The 19,115-nt window shown below is 42.8% G+C and carries 17 protein-coding genes; 2 read left to right on the top strand and 15 right to left on the bottom strand.

Annotated features, from left to right (window positions below; genetic code table 11):
- Positions 1-14 precede the first annotated feature (14 nt).
- From G587_RS0115195 to G587_RS0115185, 3 genes are all read right to left on the bottom strand, one after another.
- Entirely contained in the window at positions 15-1,622 is a 1,608-nt protein-coding gene (locus tag G587_RS0115195) for an extracellular solute-binding protein (RefSeq protein ID WP_026492963.1), read from the bottom strand.
- Between the two features lie 103 nt (positions 1,623-1,725).
- Entirely contained in the window at positions 1,726-2,655 is a 930-nt protein-coding gene (locus G587_RS0115190) for a carbohydrate ABC transporter permease (protein WP_242830097.1), read from the bottom strand.
- Between the two features lie 12 nt (positions 2,656-2,667).
- On the bottom strand, positions 2,668-3,576 hold the full coding sequence (locus G587_RS0115185) for an ABC transporter permease (protein WP_026492961.1): 909 nt from the start codon (positions 3,574-3,576) through the stop codon (positions 2,668-2,670).
- Between the two features lie 145 nt (positions 3,577-3,721).
- Between G587_RS0115185 and G587_RS0115180 the strand changes: the two genes are divergently transcribed.
- Together G587_RS0115180 and G587_RS0115175 are read left to right on the top strand one after the other, a co-directional pair.
- On the top strand, positions 3,722-5,413 hold the full coding sequence (locus G587_RS0115180) for a sensor histidine kinase (RefSeq protein ID WP_026492960.1): 1,692 nt from the start codon (positions 3,722-3,724) through the stop codon (positions 5,411-5,413).
- A 5-nt stretch (positions 5,414-5,418) separates the two neighbouring features.
- On the top strand, positions 5,419-6,177 hold the full coding sequence (locus G587_RS0115175) for a response regulator transcription factor (protein WP_026492959.1): 759 nt from the start codon (positions 5,419-5,421) through the stop codon (positions 6,175-6,177).
- A gap of 105 nt (positions 6,178-6,282) precedes the next feature.
- Here the strand turns inward: G587_RS0115175 and G587_RS0115170 are convergent, their stop codons facing one another.
- The 12 genes from G587_RS0115170 to G587_RS0115115 form a co-directional block, all read right to left on the bottom strand.
- The gene (locus tag G587_RS0115170; RefSeq protein ID WP_026492958.1) at positions 6,283-6,795 is read right to left on the bottom strand and encodes a CarD family transcriptional regulator; all 513 of its coding nucleotides are present in this window, start codon (positions 6,793-6,795) and stop codon (positions 6,283-6,285) included.
- Positions 6,796-7,819: 1,024 nt separating this feature from the next.
- Positions 7,820-8,275 carry a hypothetical protein gene (locus G587_RS0115165; RefSeq protein WP_026492957.1) on the bottom strand — a complete coding sequence of 152 codons (456 nt, stop codon included), beginning with the start codon at positions 8,273-8,275 and terminating at the stop codon, positions 7,820-7,822.
- A gap of 154 nt (positions 8,276-8,429) precedes the next feature.
- Positions 8,430-9,911 carry a DUF1846 domain-containing protein gene (locus G587_RS0115160; protein ID WP_026492956.1) on the bottom strand — a complete coding sequence of 494 codons (1,482 nt, stop codon included), beginning with the start codon at positions 9,909-9,911 and terminating at the stop codon, positions 8,430-8,432.
- Between the two features lie 18 nt (positions 9,912-9,929).
- Positions 9,930-10,793: a DegV family protein gene (locus G587_RS0115155; RefSeq protein WP_026492955.1), complete on the bottom strand. Its 864-nt coding sequence runs from the start codon at positions 10,791-10,793 to the stop codon at positions 9,930-9,932.
- Between the two features lie 123 nt (positions 10,794-10,916).
- Complete coding sequence (gene rlmN / locus G587_RS0115150) at positions 10,917-11,957, bottom strand: 23S rRNA (adenine(2503)-C(2))-methyltransferase RlmN (RefSeq protein WP_026492954.1); 1,041 nt, start codon at positions 11,955-11,957, stop codon at positions 10,917-10,919.
- Entirely contained in the window at positions 11,954-13,339 is a 1,386-nt protein-coding gene (gene rsmB / locus G587_RS0115145; RefSeq protein WP_026492953.1) for a 16S rRNA (cytosine(967)-C(5))-methyltransferase RsmB, read from the bottom strand. Before rsmB ends, rlmN begins: the two co-directional genes overlap by 4 nt.
- Position 13,340: 1 nt before the next feature.
- Complete coding sequence (locus G587_RS0115140; RefSeq protein WP_026492952.1) at positions 13,341-14,048, bottom strand: zinc metallopeptidase; 708 nt, start codon at positions 14,046-14,048, stop codon at positions 13,341-13,343.
- Positions 14,049-14,158: 110 nt separating this feature from the next.
- A complete protein-coding gene (gene fmt / locus G587_RS0115135) occupies positions 14,159-15,088 on the bottom strand; it encodes a methionyl-tRNA formyltransferase (RefSeq protein ID WP_026492951.1) in 930 nt (309 codons plus the stop codon).
- Between the two features lie 153 nt (positions 15,089-15,241).
- The gene (locus G587_RS0115130) at positions 15,242-15,775 is read right to left on the bottom strand and encodes a Uma2 family endonuclease (RefSeq protein WP_026492950.1); all 534 of its coding nucleotides are present in this window, start codon (positions 15,773-15,775) and stop codon (positions 15,242-15,244) included.
- Between the two features lie 588 nt (positions 15,776-16,363).
- On the bottom strand, positions 16,364-16,894 hold the full coding sequence (locus G587_RS0115125) for a GNAT family N-acetyltransferase (RefSeq protein ID WP_026492949.1): 531 nt from the start codon (positions 16,892-16,894) through the stop codon (positions 16,364-16,366).
- A complete protein-coding gene (locus G587_RS0115120) occupies positions 16,875-17,453 on the bottom strand; it encodes a GNAT family N-acetyltransferase (RefSeq protein ID WP_051201078.1) in 579 nt (192 codons plus the stop codon). Before G587_RS0115120 ends, G587_RS0115125 begins: the two co-directional genes overlap by 20 nt.
- A 147-nt stretch (positions 17,454-17,600) precedes the next feature.
- Positions 17,601-18,923, bottom strand: coding sequence for an IS4 family transposase (locus G587_RS0115115; RefSeq protein WP_026492793.1), 1,323 nt, complete (start codon positions 18,921-18,923; stop codon positions 17,601-17,603).
- Between the last annotated feature and the right edge of the window lie 192 nt (positions 18,924-19,115).

Raw genomic sequence — 19,115 nt, 5'->3', positions numbered from 1 at the left:
TGTGTCCTCAAAAATTATTTATTAGCATTGTAAGTATTGTAAGCATCCTGCTGAATCTGGATAAAGTCATTATAACCCATTGTTTCCAATGTTTTAACATAATTATCCCACTGTTCATCAATTCCGCCCTCAGTTACCCATGTAGCCTGGTTAGAAGCAACATAAGCATCAAGGTCTGTGAAGAGTGTTGCAAGTGTGTTCAGCTGATCTGTTGTGTAACTTACGTTAGGGAATGCTTCCTTAGCGTATTTTCCAAGCTCCTTATCAAGAGCAAGCTTAGATGCGTCGCCGTTTTCTGCAGCGTAGTTAACCTTATCGTTGAAGCCCTCCTTTACATACTTGGGACCAAAGTCACGAAGGGACTGGATCCATGCAAAGGTATCAGCTGAGTTGCCATCCTGGGGCTCAAGTACTGTGTATGTTCCATCTGCATCGTTCTTCTCTGTACCAACACCGAATGAGCCATAGAAGTTCTGGATTGAAGCATCCTCTGTGTAGAACTTGTCAACCCAAGAAAGAAGGGGACCGGGATTCTCACAGGAAGAAGTTACAACGAACTCATATCTGCTGTAGTTCCAGTGCTCAGGATCAGATGAGATGTAGCCCTCACCCTCAGGACCTGCAAGTGCAGGAAGTGCAATGTACTGATCTGCGTTTGCACCGAATGTAGAATCTGCTGTCCATCCGGGAGCTGCGCCTACGATAGGAGTCTCGTTCATGAGCTTGGCATCACGCATTGAGGAATCCTCTGTGAAAAGCTCAGGATCGATAAGTCCCTTCTCGAAGCAGTCGTGCATCCACTCAATACCACTCTTATATCCTTCTGTTACAGGAAGGTAAACAGGCTCGCCGTTCTGAATAGCCATCATGTATGTGCCGTCAGCACCGATGGTTGTTCCGAAGGGAAGACAGAAGAACATAACTGAATCTGCATAACCCTGGCCGAAGGGAATCTCATCTGTAGGATCGCCGTTGCCGTTAGCATCCTGCTCCTTGAAGGCTGTAAGAACGTTCTCAAACTCTTCATAGGTTGTAGGAACCTCAAGGCCGAGGTTATCGAGCCACTGCTTGTTGATGAACATCTGGTTTGCAACTGTAGGTCTGCAGGGCTTCTTGGAGGGAAGACCGTAGATGTGGCCGTCTGCTGATGTTGCAAGTGCCTTCATTGTAGGATCGCTCTCGATGATAGCCTTGAAATTGGGCATATACTCATCGATGTAGTCATCAAGTGCGATAAATGAACCTGTATTTGTAAGGATATCTGATTCTGAAAAGCAGATTGATCCCATGAATGCATCCGGAAGGTCACCACCTGCAAGAAGTACAGCCTTCTTATCTGCCCAGTCTGAATTGAGAATGGTGTCCCATGCTACGGAAATTCCTGCCTCGCTTGCAGCGGCGTCGGGAAAACCCGTGTGATAATCCTCACCCCAGTCTGCCCATCTTACTGTAGCAACTTCGTAAGCTGAACCTGAACTTGCATCTGCCGAATCGGTACTTACTGAGCTCTCAGCCTGTGAACTCTCTGTTCCGGCTGTATTAACCTCTGCGCTCTGACCACAAGCTGCCAGTACTGTTGTAAGTGCAAGTACCCCTGCTGTCATTTTAAGTTTCTTTCTCATTTCATTTCTCCTTCTCTTAAAAAAATTGTATTACTAAAGGCTAATAATTGTCGAAATATTTGTCATGAAGAATGGCAGTATTACTTAACCTTTGTAATGTTCTTTATCCCTTCACTGCTCCTATCATTACGCCCTGATTGAAGTACTTTTGTAAGAACGGATACAGGGCCATGATCGGCAATGTAGAAACCACAATTGAAGCATATTTCATCATGTCTGAAAGCTGTCTCAATTCCTGAGCCATTGTTCCTGTCGCTGCCCCAAGGAGTGACTCATTGGAAATGAGGATTCTCCTCAGAAGAAGCTGCAACGGTATCAGGTCTTCGTTTTGCAGATAAATAAGTGCGTTAAACCATGAATTCCAGAGACCTACCGCTGTCCAGAGTCCGACTACGGCGATTACCGCCTTGGACAGAGGCACAGCGAACTGAATGAAGTATCTCATTGTGCTGCAGCCATCAATCTGCGCTGCCTCCCAGAGGGACTCAGGCAGAGAGTTCTGGAAAAATGTCCTCGCTACGATGATGTTGTAAGTGGATACCGCAAATGGAAGTACCATAACGAGGAAACTATCAAGAAGACCAAACTGTTTTACTACAAGGTAGGTAGGGATAAGCCCGCCACCAACGAACATTGGTATAAGGTAGAAAATGTTGATCCATTTTCTTCCGGGCAGGTCCTTTCTTGACATTGCATATCCGGCAGTGATATTAACGAACAGAGCAACCGCAGTGCCGGTGAAGGTATATAAAATGGTATTCCAGTAACTCTTCCAGATCTGACTCTGCTCGAAGAGCTTTTGGTATCCCCTTACATCTATAACCTTGGGCCATATCCAGACCTTACCATTTGCTACATCCGCCGGATTACTAAAGGACGCAATGATTACAAACCATAAAGGATAAATGACCGCGATGATCATCAAAACTGCTATCAGGTGAAACAGGATGTTTACCATATTGTCCTGTGTGAATTTGCTTTTCTTTTTTATTTTTGGGGAAGCATCCGCTTCCAGTTTTAATATATTTTCCATGGGTACCTCCATTTAGAACAAACTGCTGTCTGTCAGCTTCTTCGCAAAGAAGTTAACAAGAAGAAGCACAATTACATTTACTACCGTATTGAACAGACCAATCGCTGTTGAGAGGCTGTACTGCATACTCTGCATACCCATTTTGTAAACATAGGTTGAAATGATCTCACTGCTCATAATGTTCTGTACATTCTGAAGAAGGAATACCTTTTCAAAACCTATACCCAGGATGCTTCCGGCTCTCATGATGAGAAGTACCATGGCTGTGGGCATTATCATTGGAATGTCGATGTATCTTATCTTCTGCAGGGTGCTGGCTCCATCCACTGTTGCTGCCTCGTAATATGTAGGATCGATTCCTGCAAGAGCCGCCAGATAGATGATGCTGTCCCAGCCGAGATGCTGCCAGATGTCACTCCACACATACACGTGCTTGAAGGCGCCTGCACTTGACATCACGTTGGGGAACTCCTGCCCGAACAGTCTGAACAGATTGGCGAAAAGTCCGCTGCTGGGTGACAGGAAGATCAGTACAAGTCCGCACATTACCATTGTTGATATGAAATGCGGAAGGTAGGTCACAACCTGGAAGACCTTTTTAAACATCTTGGTCTTCATCTGGTTACACATAAGTGCAAGCAGGATCGGAAGGGGGAAGCCTACCACTATGCTGTACAAGCTAAGAAGTAATGTATTTTTGATAGTCACCGTAAACTGATATGACTTGAAGTACTGGATGAAGTTTTTCATTCCCACAAAGGGACTTCCGAGTATTCCAAGTGCCGGTGAAAAATTTTGAAAAGCTATAATGATTCCCACCATTGGCAGGTACGCAAAGCAAAACAGTAAAATTGCCGAGGGCAAAAGTAACAAGTATAGCTGATAATACTTTTTGAAATTTTTTAGAATTTTTTCTTTCATGTTTTTTGTGTTCCTCCTTACAAGTACAAATCTTATATTTTTTAAAAAATCAAAAATAGCACTTTTCAGATTTATGGATAGCACTTTTCCGAACAGGAAACCAAAAACGGTGGTCGTATGAAAATCTTTTAATTATAATGAAGTTATGAAAAACGCAAGAAGAACCACAGCATATCCGGTGGTGCAGATTTTAAGGAAAACTCTATGGACAGCGATACCTGTTGTGATCATTTTTATGTTCGTAAGCGGGTTCTCTTTTTGGGAAATAAGAAGACAAAATAATCTGTCACTGGAAAATGCCATAACCATTTATCAAACCGATCTGAGCCACCGGCTTGATGCAATAGCCCACTTCGTTCAGTGGACCGTTGTTCACGATCCCATCCTTGATCCCTTCAAGACAGACGGACATGTGGGGGATTTCAGACAGGCTGGCAATGACCTGCGCCTTAGGGTTAGCGATATGCAGTACTCTACAGGCTCTGAATTTATGTACTTTTTCTACTGGGACGAGGGGGACATTTTCATAAATGCCTCGGAGCTCACAGTGGACTACGAGACCTATAAGAAGATAAAAAAGAAGGTCATAGATGATTTTGAAAACGTGGATAATACAGAAGGCTTTTCATGGATGCCAAGCGTAATAGGAGGAAAAACCTATCTGTACTACTCCATAACCTATAGGCACCGCACCTTTGTATCCCTTGTTTCAATCGAGGATATCCTGGCTCCGCTCTCTAACATAAACCTTGGCTCCCATGGAAATATCAAGTTCCAGAGTCTTGATGGCAACACCTATTATCAGAGTGCTACAAGTCCCGAGGGGCTCCTTAAGCATTACTACAACGAGCTGCATTTTCGCGGAGAGGACGCAGGCCTACCCTTCACCCTCGTTATTGAATCAGACATGCTGGGTAATTACGGAAAAATCTTCCTGCTGCAGTTTTTGGTATTTCTGGCGGCCCTTGCTCTTAGCCTTATAATGGGCAGCTACATACTTGCCACCTATAAAAAGGTCATACTGCCCATAAAGATCTTTTCAAGCAATCTGTCCAGAATGGATTCTCTGTCAGATGCAGAGTCAGCAAACCTCGATCTGACAGATAGCAAGATGCAGGAATTAAACCAGATAAATGACCAGTTCAAGAGCCTCATCCATGAGATAACAAGGCTCAGGATCAACGTCTACGAGGCAGAGCTTGATCAGAATAAATTCAGGATTCACTTCCTTCAGCAGCAGATAAAGCCGCACTTTTACTTAAACTGCCTCACAACAATCGACAGTATGCTGAGTCTCGGTGATGTATCCGCAGCCCAGAAAATGCTGCAGTTTACTTCCAAGTACTTCAGATACCTCTTCCAGGCAGATAAGGACTTTGTGCCACTTAGCAGTGAGATTGCCCACACCGAGGACTACCTTGATATCCAGATGATGCGCCTTTCTGAGAACATAGAATACAGCTGCGATATCGATGACAAATACATGGATGTGATGATTCCGCCGCTCCTTCTTATTACCTTCGTGGAGAACATCATAAAGTACGCAGAGCCCGCAGGTGACAGCCTGCAGATCTCCATAACAGGAAGTGACTACGTAAAGAATGATGCCGATTACATCGAAATATGTATAAAGGATAACGGTCAGGGATTCCCTGAGGAGGTCATCACGAAGATCAGTAACGGCGAATACCTCACCACAGACAGTGGCTCCCATATAGGCATAACCAACTGTATCCGAAGACTTAAGCTCCTATATGGTGACGACTTTGAATTTTATCTTGAAAACAGCACGGCCGGAGGTGCCGCCGTTGTTATAAGGATTCCCAGAAAGGAATAACCATAATGCAAGTTCTGCTTGTTGATGATGACCGCTTTGTTATAGCGGCCCTGCAAAAGGGAATAGCCTGGGAAAGCCTGGGAATAACCGGGGTTTTCACAGCCAATAATATAAATACCGCAAAAGAGATAATGCAGGATAATAAAATAGACCTTCTCCTTAGTGACATTGATATGCCACATGGGTCAGGTCTTGATCTCCTCTCCTATCTTCGCGAACAGGAAAATCCCGTGCCCACGATTTTCCTTACTAATTATGCGGATTTTTCCTATGCCCAGAAGGCAATTGAGCTAAAGAGCTTCCACTACTTCCTAAAGCCAATTGATTATGCAGAGCTTACAAGGATAATAAAAAAAGCTCTGTCCGAGGCACAAAGGATACAGGAAGCCGAGGCTGCAAAGACATCTTCCATTCCGGAAATACCCACGGATTCTGCAGAAAACGAATCCAACATCAAGGCACTTCTTAAGTATGTGGATGAGCATTTCCGCGAGGATATAAGCCGCGAGCAGCTCTCTGTCATGTTCTTCTTTGACCCTGATTACATTACAAAAATCTTCAAGAAAGAGACAGGCATGAGCTACAAAAATTATGTGATTGAAAAGAGACTGTCCCTTGCGAAGGAGCTTTTAACAGAGTCCGATTACCCTATCCACGACATCTCCCAGTACGTGGGCTACGATAACTACTCCTATTTCACAAGGCTCTTTAAAAAGAGCTTTGGCGTAACACCTATTGAGTTCAGGGGAAACGGTCAGGAATAATTTTTACAGATAAATAAATTCGCAAAAATAAAGGTGCCAAAAATTATTTTTGGCACCTTATCTCAGCTATATTAAATTATTTTTAATCAATTACTTAGTATTAAATTATACAAGAGTAAGCTGTGAAAGCTCGCTTGTAACACGCTCCTTGATAGCGTCAAGCTTGGACTCCATGGAGTAAGCCATCTCAGAATAAAGAAGCTTCTCAGCGATTCCGAGGTACTTCTCATCCATAGATGCGAACTTCTTACCCTCAGCGGCTCTGGTAGCCTTGATCTGACGAAGAGACTTGACAAGGCACATCATCTCAGAAGCCTTATTTCTCTTGATAACGTCGACAATAACAGCCTCTGCCTTCTTTCCCTGAGGAATGTCATAAACCTCAAGCTCATCGATCTCATCGATAAGCTCCTCAGCCTCATCGGCATCAATAGCGTCACGCATCTTCTCCTCAGCTCCGTCAACCGGAACATAGAGCACCCCCTTGCTGTCTATGCTGGATACCATGCTGTAGTAGAGTGTTTCGTTGCCTCTCTCGAGGAAAGCCGGAACAAGAATATCCTTTACCTCGCAAAGACCATGGTTACCGTAAACAACGCAATCTCCTCTATTTAGCATATTTAATCCTCCTTTATGCAAAACAAAAAACAAGGGCGACACTAGAATAATCGTAGCAAATAATTAAGTGAAATGTAATAATCAGGAGCCTTTTTTAAGAAAATCTTAAGAAACGAAAACGGTTAAGTTGGTAGCGTGTTAAAGCCCAGTATTCACCGCAAAATCAGGGAAACCGAGGCCGTATTTCAGCATTATTTCTGTAACATAATAAGAGGGCTGCCGGGCAACCCTCTTATAGTGTAATGCTTGTTAATTTGTGTGGCGGAAAGTCGCATTATTTTATAAAGACTGTATAAATTTGTTCGCGTATTTCAGTGCATAAAACCGAATAGTACTCCCGCGAAGCTAAGTCTCCTGCACATTTCCGCATAGCTTTTCAGACTCTGTTCAGTCTATGTGCCTTTTTATCGCTCTGCAGACTTATCGGCTTAAGTCATTTTTCAAGTGCTGTTCAACCAATTCTTCTTTATCTTTACCTACAGACTTCATATCTTGAGCCATTTACCAGGTGCCATTCAACCAGTTCTTCGTTATCACACTTATAGACTTAACGGTTGAAACATGGAGTTCAGTCTGTAGCTGCTAATTCACTCCTTCCGGTCCATCTGCGGGTTAAATCTTCCGGTAGGAGTTACGTCAATTCGCGAACAAATCTTATCACAGACTGAATGGCCTCCGTAAACTTACCCAAGTACGTCAGTCTATCCGGGGAATTCCTGGCAAACCGGATGAAAATGCTTTGCCAACGCCCCACGAAGCGCCACAAATCGATAAGGAAAGCCAAAGGAAGAGCATCTTTTTTTCGCAAAATGCAGACGCAAGCTCGAAAATGCAAGCATTTCCTCGCTCGCGTTGCTCGCCATATAGTAGAGATTGCATTCTTATGCAAGCATAAATGCAATCTCTACTGCATGGCTCTGCATTTCGCGCAAAAAGTCGACCCGGCGGAGGTATACTCTCGTCAGGCCGTCTTTGTGACAATATTTAGAAAGGAAAGGAGGAATAAATTGCATAAGCAAGACAGTCAAATAGTCTCGCCGAGCTTCGTATACATAAATCCTGTTTCCTGGCAGAACTTGTTGAGTTCCTGCCCGAATAGTTTCATATAAGCATCTTCCATATACTGCGCATCATGTGAAAGAAACAGGATTACCTGTCCGCTCTTAATATCAAACTCAAAGTCTGATGTAGGTTCAAGAGCGTGTATGTCCTTGAAGGACAATCCATATTTTTCCCTGCAGTAATCTTCGCGGTTGTCCATCTCCATGGTCTCACTAATGATCTGGTTCTTGAACTTCCTCATGTCGTCAAGCTGATGAAGAACCATGAACTCTGCAACATTGAGGGAAGTAATAGCATATCCGCCAAGCTTCATATCGGAGATAACTTTTCCAAAATCAACTGTTGCTGCTGCGAAGGGATCGATTTTCTGACCACCTACGTCTACACAAAATACAGCATCATATAAGCTCTGATTCATACTAAGCCTCCAACTCATGCCGATTCATTAGTTCCATATGGTTATTATAGCACGCAAAAAAACATTTAATTCTAATAATTCTCTTAAATCATTATGAATTAAATGTTTTTTCGTTAAAAATCTATTACGATATTACAATTAAATTATGAACAAATCAGCCGTGGAACAGCTTCTTTGTCTGATATTTAGGCTCGCAGGTGAGGTTGACACCGAGCTTGTGGAAGGTGGATTCATCAACGGGGGAAAGGATAACCGTTGAGTGAACCTCAAGTCCGCGAAGCTTATCAACCTGCTCAAGTGCAGCCTTGGCATGATCGTCAGTTGCAGCGCAGATAGTGAGTGCTATGAGGATCTCGCCTACATGCAGATGAGGGTTGTGTCCGCCCAGCTGCTGAACCTTCAGATTCTGGATAGGTTCGATGATTGAAGGTGCGATTAAGTCTATATCGTCGGGAACGCCCGCCATAACCTTAAGAGCGTTCATAAGCATTGCACTGGTTGCGCCCATGAGAGCACTTGTTTTTCCTGTAACAACCTGTCCGTCAGGAAGCTCAATAGCTGCTGCGGGAGCTCCTGTAAGCTCTGCCTTAAGGTTAGCTGCCGCAACTGCAGGTCTGTCCTGAATGCTGCAGCCTGCCTTCTGCATGAGGATCTCGAGGGTATCTACTCTGTCCTGAGAGCTCTCACCCTTTCTTACCTCGCAGAGTTCCTTGTAATAACGTCTGATGATCTCCTGTTTTCCTGCTGCCTGAGCTGCCTCATCATCAATGATACAGTTACCGGCCATGTTAACACCCATATCTGTAGGTGACTTGTAAGGAGAATCTCCGTAAATCTCCTTGAACATAGTGTTAAGCACAGGGAAAACTGCAACATCACGGTTGTAGTTAACTGTGGTCTCGCCGTAAGCCTCAAGGTGATAAGGATCGATCATGTTCATATCAGCGAGGTCTACAGTAGCTGCTTCGTACGCCAGGTTAACCGGGTGCTGAAGCGGTATATTCCAAATGGGGAAGGTCTCGAATTTAGCGTATCCGGCCTTAACTCCGTGTCTGTTTTCATGATAAAGCTGTGAAAGACAAACAGCCATTTTTCCGCTTCCGGGTCCGGGTGCAGTTACGACTACAAGTGAATGCTTGGTCTCGATGTACTCGTTCTTACCATAACCCTCTTCACTGATGATAAGCGGTATATTGGAAGGATATCCGGGGATTGAGTAGTGTCTGTAAACCTTAAGGCCAAGAGCCTCGAGCTTCTTCTGATAAGCCACAACCTGCTCTGTTCCGTCATAGCGTGTAAGGACTACAGAACCAACGTACAATCCGTAACCATGAAAGGCATCGATGAGACGAAGAACGTCCATATCATAGGTGATACCAAGGTCTCCTCTAACCTTATTTTTCTCGATATCTCCTGCGTTAATGACTATAACAATCTCAACATCCTCTTTGAGCTGAGTGAGCATACGGATCTTGGAATCCGGCTGGAATCCCGGTAAAACTCTTGATGCGTGATAATCATCGAAAAGTTTTCCTCCAAACTCCATATACAGCTTGCCGCCGAACTTTCCAATTCTCTCGCGGATTTTCTCTGACTGCATCTGAAGATATTTGTCATTGTCAAATGCCTGTTTCATGTTTCCATCTCCTTTTGATTACTTATTATGAAAGTAAGCAAACGCGATCGCCCCGGGCCCCGCATAGGTTCCTATGGTCGCACCTACATGCGCAATCGGTATTTCACTCACATCACCTTTATAATTACCCTCATAAAGGTGTTTACTGTCTTCAATATATTTCTTTAGCATTATATCCGATAGACCGGAATATGCAAGACATATTGGTCTGCTAAAATCGATACCGCCATTTTTTTCTATGAATTGCATAAGAAGATTGTTGCCGTTCTTGGAGCCTCTGGCTTTTCCGACAACAGCTACCACACCGTTTTCAATGGTGATGACGGGTTTGATGGAAAGAACACCGCCCGCCAAAGCAGCTGCAGCTGATATTCTTCCGCCGAGTTTTAAATACTCGAGAGTATCAAAAACCGAGATGACTCTGGCACTCTTCTTTTCCTCTTCGATTATGGAAGCAATCTCAGATGCACTTTTGCCTGCATCTCGAAGTTCAACAGCCCTGGCTACAATTATATACTGAGAAATACAAAATTGCATAGAATCTATTACATGAACCTTCTCTCCTACCTCCTCGGCAGCAAGGCAGGCGCTCTGATAGCAGCCTGAAACTCCATAGGAAAGGCTTATGTAAACAACTTCATTACCCTTATCAACTTCTTTTTGGAAAATTTCCTCATATTCAAAGGGTGGAATCTGGCTTGTCTTAGGCAGAGTATCGCTTTCTACAAGCCTTTCATAGAACGTGGTATAGGGAAGAGTAACTCCGTCAAGAAACTCCTCTTCGCCGAATCTGACCTTTAAGGGTATAACAGTAATCCCCCATTTAGCGGCGGTTTCCTGAGATATATCGCTTGCTGAATCTGTGATTATACTAACTCCCATTATAATTCTCCTGTTTTTACTGACCTGAAAATACTTTAAACATTTTTAACTAATTCAGTATAACAAGGAGATTTACGTAAATCAATTGCAAACGATTTTCCTAAAGTGCGTTTCCACCTGCTGTTATGAATTCTCTTCCGCTATATGTCTTCTGCGAAGCTGTCCGCAGGCGCCGTCTATATCGCGGCCCATCTCTCTTCTGACTGTGGCGTTGATATGGCGCTTTTCAAGCTTCTTCTTAAAGGCCTGGACTCTCTCGGAGGTACTCTCCACGAAGTCTCTCTCCTTAATGGGATTGACAGGAATGAGGTTCACGACGCAGTTAAGCTTACCGAGAATATCCGCAAGCTCGTCCGCATCCTCATCAGTGTCGTTAACTCCGCCCACCAGTGAGTACTCGAAGGTAAGCTGTCTTCCTGTCTTGTCAAAATAATATCTGCAGGCATCAAGAAGCTCATCTATCGAATATTTATTGGCGATAGGCATAAGCTCCTGTCTCTTTGCCTGATTGGACGCATGGAGCGATATTGCAAGGTTTATCTGCAGCTTTTCATCTGCAAGGCGCTTCATGTTGGGCACTATTCCGCAGGTTGAAATCGTGAGATTCCTCTGTCCTAGATTCAGCCCGTTTTCATCTGTGAGAAGCCTTATGAACTTAAGGATGTTGTCGTAGTTATCAAGGGGCTCTCCACTTCCCATCACAACTACTCTTGAGACCTTCTCACCGGTATCTCTTGTTATGGCATATATCTGGTCTAGGATCTCTGAAGGCTCAAGATTTCTCTCTACGCCGTCTATTGTCGATGCGCAAAAACGGCAGCCCATGCGACATCCCACCTGGGATGATACGCACACACTGTTACCAAAGCGATACTTCATGAAAACGCTCTCTATGAGGTTTCCGTCATGAAGTTCAAACAGGTATTTTCTTGTGCCATCGAGCTTTGATTCCTGAACTCTTACGACCTTAAGGGAAACATAACTGCACTCTGAGCTCAGCTTTTCTCTAAGGCTTTTAGAGAGATTTGTCATCTCATCAAAGCTTCTTGCCTGCTTTTTGTGCATCCAGTCATAAAGCTGCCCGGCTCGAAAGCCGGGCTCCCCCATGTCCTTAACCAAATTTGTTAATTCTTCTTTTGTAAGTGATTTAATATCTGTCATCATTCTTCCTTACGTTTGAACTTTGCTATGAAAAATCCATCTGTTCCGAACTCTCCGGGGATGATGCGAATATAGCCTGCACCGGCTGTTGGCATCTCCTTCATTTTTCCGGGGAGTCTGTCCACTATACTAACCGCCTCAAATGGCAGGTTATCAAGTATCCACCTGAAGTTATCCTCATTTTCCTGAATAGAAAGTGTACAGGTGCTGTAAATAAGCGTTCCGCCCGGCTTAACATAATTCCAGACACTGTTCAGAATGTTTCTCTGCTTCTGCTGAAGGTTCATGATAGCATTCATGTCTGTGTTCATCTTGATGTCAGGCTTTCTTCCGATTACACCAAGTCCTGAGCAGGGAAGGTCGCAGTAGAGCACATCTGCTCTATTTTCCAGTGAAGCATCGTGCCTTTCTGCATCATACTCCTGAACAGTAACGTTGGTATAGCCCATTCTCGTTATGTTATCACGTATTAAAATGCACTTATTTTCAGATATATCTCTTGATATGACTTTTCCTGTATTACTGAGTACGTCGGCTGCGTGGAGGCTCTTACCTCCGGGAGCAGCACACACATCTATAACCGTATCTCCCTTGTGAAGCTCAGCCACTTCAGTCACAAGCATTGAGCTTATGTCCTGAACCATGAAGGCTCCCTCCTCAAATCCGGGGATGTACTTTATATTGTCTGTGTGATAAAGGTCCATTGCGTAGTGAAGAAGCGGACTTGGCTTCATCACGATATTGCCGTTATTGGCACTCTTCATCTTAGCCAGAATACTTCGGAGCTGCTCTGCGCTGAACCTGCTGCTAAATCTCACAGTTACAGGTCTTGGCTCTAAGAAAAACTTGAATATCTCAGCAGTCTGCTTAAAGCCAAACTCCTCCATAAACATAGCAGCAAGCCACTCGGGCTCTGAGTATTTTACAGAGAGATAGCTAACCCTTGATTCCGTTGATTCGCCGGGATCAGGCCATACGATCTCGTCCTTTTTCCTTGATACGTTCCTAAGCACAGCATTAACAAAGCCCTTCAGCCCTATGAAATGAAGCTTTTGAGCGAGCTTAACAGCTTCATTAACCGCCGCTGAATCAGGCACAGAGTCCATATAGAGAATCTGGTACACTCCCATTCTGAGAATATACAGAATAGGCTTCGCCATCTTCTTTATAGGCGTTTTGGAAAACTGGCTTATGACATAATCCAGCGTAATCTGGCGTTCAATCGTTCCTTCCGCCAGACATTTTATAAAGGATTTCTGCTTTGCCTCGAGATAATCATACTTGTTAAGCGCAAGCTTGATCACGGCCTTCTGGTGGGATTCGCTTTTACCCATCTCAGTAAGGATATCAAGCGCTACGCGCCTTTCATTGATTTCCCCAGCCATCTTACCTCCTGTTTCTGCTTCCGCCGTTAACTACTAAAATAAGGCGAAGAAGCTGCAAAATAGATGAAGCAGCTGACGCAACGTATGTAAGTGCAGCTGCGGTAAGAACTTTTCGTGAAAGAGCAACCTCATCATTAGCAAGGAAGCCGTAATCTCCAAGCATCACAAGTGCCCTGTGAGATGCGTCGAACTCAACGGGAAGTGTCACAATCTGAAAAGCTACAGCAAGTGCAAATACCCAGATTCCTATCCTTGCAAGGGGTGTCATGCCAATGATCAGTCCCAGGAAGATGATAGGAAGTCCAAGCTTTGAACCAATGTTAGCAGCAGGTACAAGAGCTGTTCTGATCTTGATCGGTATGTAGCCCTTATAGTGCTGAAGCACGTGCCCGCACTCATGAGTCGCAACGCCTATGGCAGCAACGCTCGTAGATCCGTATGTGCTGTCTGAGAGGTTAACCGTGTGGTTCCTGGGATCATAGTGGTCCGTCAGATCTCCCGGCACATGTACTACTGCCACATCTGTTATTCCGTTTCTTCTAAGTATCTCTGTAGCGACCTGTGCTCCTGTCATTCCCGACATACTTCTTACTCTTGCATATTTGCTGTAGGTCGACTTGACCATCGCACTTGCAGCAACGCAAAGTATCGCACCAATCAAAACCAAAATATAAGTCGGATCAATTCCGTAATATCCATATCTGTACATACAAACTCCTCCGTTTATTAAGTAATATAATTTAATTGTAGTAGCTATCATGTGATGGCACAATGAAGAGATTTAGGATTCAAGTATCCTAATTTATCTGATTCAAGAAATTAGCCTAGGTTGTCTCCCGCATTGAGTTTATATCCAACAAGAAATGCTGAGGTTGCCATACGCTTTTTACCTTCGAGCTGTAATTCTGTAATTTCCAGAAGGCCTTCTCCTGTGTTTACTGTGAAGCTTTCTTTTGATATAGCTGCAACGGTTCCGGCATCTCCTGTAGCTTCTCCTGCTACCTTTTTTGCTTTCCAGATTTTCAACATCTTGCCGTTAAGCTTTGTGAATGCGCTGGGCCAGGGATTCATGCCTCTTACAAGGTAGGATATCTTCTCTGCTGAGTCGCTCCAGTTAATGCAGCCCATGTCCTTACTGATCTTTCCACACTTTGTAGCCTCAGCATCATTCTGAGGTGTAGGTGTAAGTTCGCCATTTTCAATCTTGGGAAGTGCTTCTACAATAAGATCAGCTCCAAGATACATGAGTTTATCAAAAAGTGTTCCTGCTGTGTCATCTTCCTCTATCGGAATCTCCTTGGTTATCAGGATGTCACCTGTATCCATTCCTGCATTCATCTGCATGATCGTGACTCCGGTAGTCTTGTCACCGTTCAGTATGCACATCTGAATCGGTGCAGCACCTCTGTATTTAGGAAGTAATGATGCATGGATATTCACGCATCCAAACTTAGGTATATCAAGAACTTCCTGAGAGAGAATCTGTCCAAATGCTGCCACAACAAATATGTCTGCACCAAGAGTCTTAAGCTCAGATACAACCTCAGGCTCTCTTATCTTCTTGGGCTGCAGAATCTTAAGTCCGTGCCCCAGTGCACATTCCTTAACCGGTGAAGGTGCTGGCTCTCCACTTCTTCCCTTAGGCTTATCAGGCTGTGTAACAACTGCTACTATCTCATGACCGGCCTCTAGCATCTTTTCAAGGGGTGGCACCGAAAAATCCGGAGTACCCATGTAAACTATTTTCATTCTGAATCTATTCTCCTCGTTAAATAATATAATGTTTTAATAGGCATTTTCACGCAATACAAAAGCCCAAAACACCCACTAACAGTGTAGCATTTTGGACTCTTTTGCACAACGGCGGTAAATAAGCCGGAGTTTGGAATTATTACTGTATGATCACATACTAATTTTCAATTCAAATCCCGGATATATTCCCACCGGAATGCTCTCGTTGAATGTAAATTCTGCAGTTTCGTTCTTTATAAAATTATAGGTTCTTACCATTTGCTTATCAGGATCCACAATCCAATATTCACGAACACCGGCACTTCTGTATTTAAACAGTTTTATCATGTAATCCATGTTTCTGCTGGAAGGGCTGACTATCTCGATAATAAAATCAGGCGCTCCATGACAGCCTTTGTCGTCAATCTTGTTTTTATCGCAGATTACAGCAATATCCGGCTCAACATAGTTGTATTCGTCATTTCCCAAAAACACAGCAAACGGAGCGAAAAAAACTTCACATTTTCCATTGTTTTTCCGTATATAATTCGTTAAGTCTGCAGACAGTTCACGCGCAATCCGCTGGTGATTTACTGAAGGCGGAGTCATATCATAAATAGCACCATCAATTAATTCAGCACGTTCCCCTTCGGGCAGTGCATATATATAATCTATAGTTTTCATTTCTTCTCTTATTAAAGGCATTGCATCACCTCCGTCATATATATGATAGCATAAGAAAAATCGTTATGACATAACTATCAAAATAAAGCATGGCAAAATAAAAGATTATCCTTTACAACGTTCCATATATTTATATACCTTGGGATCTTCACCTAACGCAATGAATTGAATATCGTTATTGTTTTTATAAAGTAGTCCTGCGGTTTAGATTTCCGTTATACTACGTGTCTCTCTTCTGTTTCTTGATTTTGTCATGTAGTCTTTACACTCAGATTGCCCTAGACTACGTGTTTTTCTTCAACTTCTGGCTTTTCTCGAGTAATTTTGCCACTTAAATTGCCCCAAACTACACGTTTTTCTTTTGCCCCTTTATTTTGTCGCGTAATCTTGCTACTTAGATTGCCCCTAGACTACGCGTCTTTCATCTGCTTATGATTTTTTTCATGTAATTCTGCCGCTTAGATTGCCCCAAACTACGCGTCTTTCTTTTGCCCCTTTATTTTGTCGTGTAATTCTGCTACTTAGATTGTCCTAAACTTTGCGTCTTTTCCCATAATTCTTGCTTCAAGGTTAGTTCAGGACCTATTTTTAGACTCTGTTTTCCATAAACTATTTGAAACTAACATGCTTCAGATTAAATATTTTTGAACTAATCACCATATTGCATCTATTCCATGATTCATCCTTATATGCAAACGCATTCTCTACTATTCTTCTCTCCTTAAATCCAATCTTTTCATAAAACTTTTTGACCCGAACATTTTCTGAAAAAACATTAAGCTGTACTTCATCCGTATCAGGATTATCAAAAGCATCTGTCAGCGCCAGTCTTATCATCTCTTCTGCTATGCCTTTTCCTCTGTACTGCGGATCAACAACTATAAACTTAAGCATCCCTTCCTTAGAGTCATTATTAAATGAATAGCAATAGAAGCCTACAACGCTGCCATCATCTGCAACTGCCACAAATGGTTTATCCTCAAATTTATCTAGCATCTCAGCTAAAACCTGCTGCAGATTTGTTCTATCAAGAGGGTATACCATGCGATTCGCACTCCACATGGCATGCGTTCTCCCATCGGCAACCCAGTCTTTGATAGTGTCAAAATCAGTATCTATATCAAATAGTCTTATCTTCATACGTATTTATCCAATACCTTTTCATCCTACAGCCATCTACTTCTATGATATTTTCGAGCTGTCCCCCGTTTGCAAGTATCGTCTTCTCGCTGGCAACATTATCTTCATCGCATACCACAAGCATTTTCTCAATGCCTGATTTTCCGGCACTAATTACATTCAGCCTGAGCATTTCCGCTCCATATCCTTTTCCTCTTTCAGAAGGTCTGACGGAGTATCCACAGTGTCCTCCCCATGATGCCAAAATAGGATGATTTATATGATGGCGAAGGTCTATCACTCCTACCAACTTATTGTCGCTTTCCCTTATCGCAAAATATGTGGTTGATGGCACTTTTGTACCAGCCTTCTCGCAAGTCTCGGTACTTTTCCTTAAATTGCAAATATCAATCCATTCCTTAGCAGTAGCACAATCCCTTAGTCCCATGCAGCCTGCAAACTGATCATCGCTGTCCTTATCCGCTTCCATAACTTCATCTTTGAACTTTTGAAGTTCGTCTGTGTAATTCTCATTTGCCTCTGTAAGGAAAATAGATGTAGGTCCATCTGCCAATGTCATTAAGATAAGATGACAGAGAAAAATGAATTGAGAACTGATACCAATTAACAAGGTGGTCAGTTCTCTTTTTTTGATGGTAGCAATCTCTTTATGGCATGGCAAACAAGCAGATGTCTATCTGCCACAATAAATAGTATAATTAGTTCATTAAGCTACTCTGTATAGAAAGCTTATGGCAGTCTGGACTTTGACTTTGCGAGGGTCTTTGCGTCCGGGCCTGACCGGAAGAAGCTCTTTACTGATGAGATATTCTACATCAGTAGGAGCTTCTCTCTTTATGGATAGGAAATGACGGCATATATGGATGGCTCGCGTATAATTCAACTGGTAAGAATGCTTTTTATGTCGGGAGCTTTGCCTCACAATAGTGTGCATTGTTACCTCTTCACAAAAGTTATAAAGGATAATCCGGGCCCATACTTCCTGCTTGATATAATTCAGCTTCTTTGCATGAAAGTTTACCAATCCAACCGCGTATTTCAGTTCTCTAAAGGATGTTTCTATTCCCCATCGCATATGATAGAGTTCTTTAATCTTTTCTGGCGGGAACTCATCTTTTGGAAGATTGGTAATAATACATTCATAGCTGTCTTCGGATATAGGAAATCTGACAATCCGCATGTTTATTTCATAAAACTTATTATCATACAAATCCAGATAATCGAAGGGTGTTGCTTTCATGATTATTCGATACTTTTCCGGAGCTGCCTTCACTTCTTTGGTCTGTTTCCTTGTTAAAGTAATTGAAATGTTCTCATCAAAGACATCCTTTTCCTGAGGAAGTAGTGATTTGGCGGAAGCAACAATTCCATTACTATAAAGGTCTTTCACGCGAATAAGGTAGAACTGATGCTTTTCGCTGATATGTGCAAAGATGTTATAGCTCTCATATCCTCTATCCGCAATAAAGATTGCCTTATTTTCACTATCATACCGATCAACCATGTCACACATGGCTTTATACTCATTTTCTTTTCGTGATGGTTGGATAATAGCATCTATATATGTCTTTGTTCTTAGATCATATAGAGCGTTAAGGTGAATCTGGTTAAAGCCTTTTGAGTCAGCCAATGATTGAAAGTATGTTGCTTCGTCATTTGGATTATGTGCAATGTTTAAATCTGATCCGTCACATGCCAATAAACGATATCCCTGATAAAGCTTAGGCTTTGAGACTGCATGAGTAAATTCATTGAAAAGAAACTCAAACGCTTCAGGTAAAATCTGTGCTCGACGCTGGTTAAAAGATGCGCTGGATGGGGTGTTTTTGCTAAAGTCAAAATACTCCAATAATTCATCTTTAAGAGCCTTACCTTCCATAGCCATAATAAATTTCATCATCTCTGAAAATGACCATTTCTTGGTACGACTAAAATCCGATGCAGGGTTCTTTGTAAATAACCAATGAACCTTATCCATCTCATCAATGATGGATAGCAATCTTTTTTTGACAGTTTTTGAATGACTCATACACGTGCCCTCCTTGAAAATAAGATTTGCTCTTAATTTCAAGGGCCGCTTTCGCTACCTCTAAAAATAATCAGTAGCGAAAGCGGCCGCACTTTTTAGCTTTGGTGTCAAGCTTTTTTGCAGAAAAAAAAGAACCCTATACCATTTCTGATATAGAGGTCTTAGTTCGTCATCTTATCTTAATGACATTGG

Origin of the sequence: Butyrivibrio sp. XPD2002 (assembly GCF_000423945.1) — a bacterium.
In the GTDB taxonomy this organism is placed as follows: domain Bacteria; phylum Bacillota; class Clostridia; order Lachnospirales; family Lachnospiraceae; genus Butyrivibrio.
Note: the sequence above shows the minus strand (reverse complement) of the source record. Positions and strands in the feature narration are given on the sequence as shown.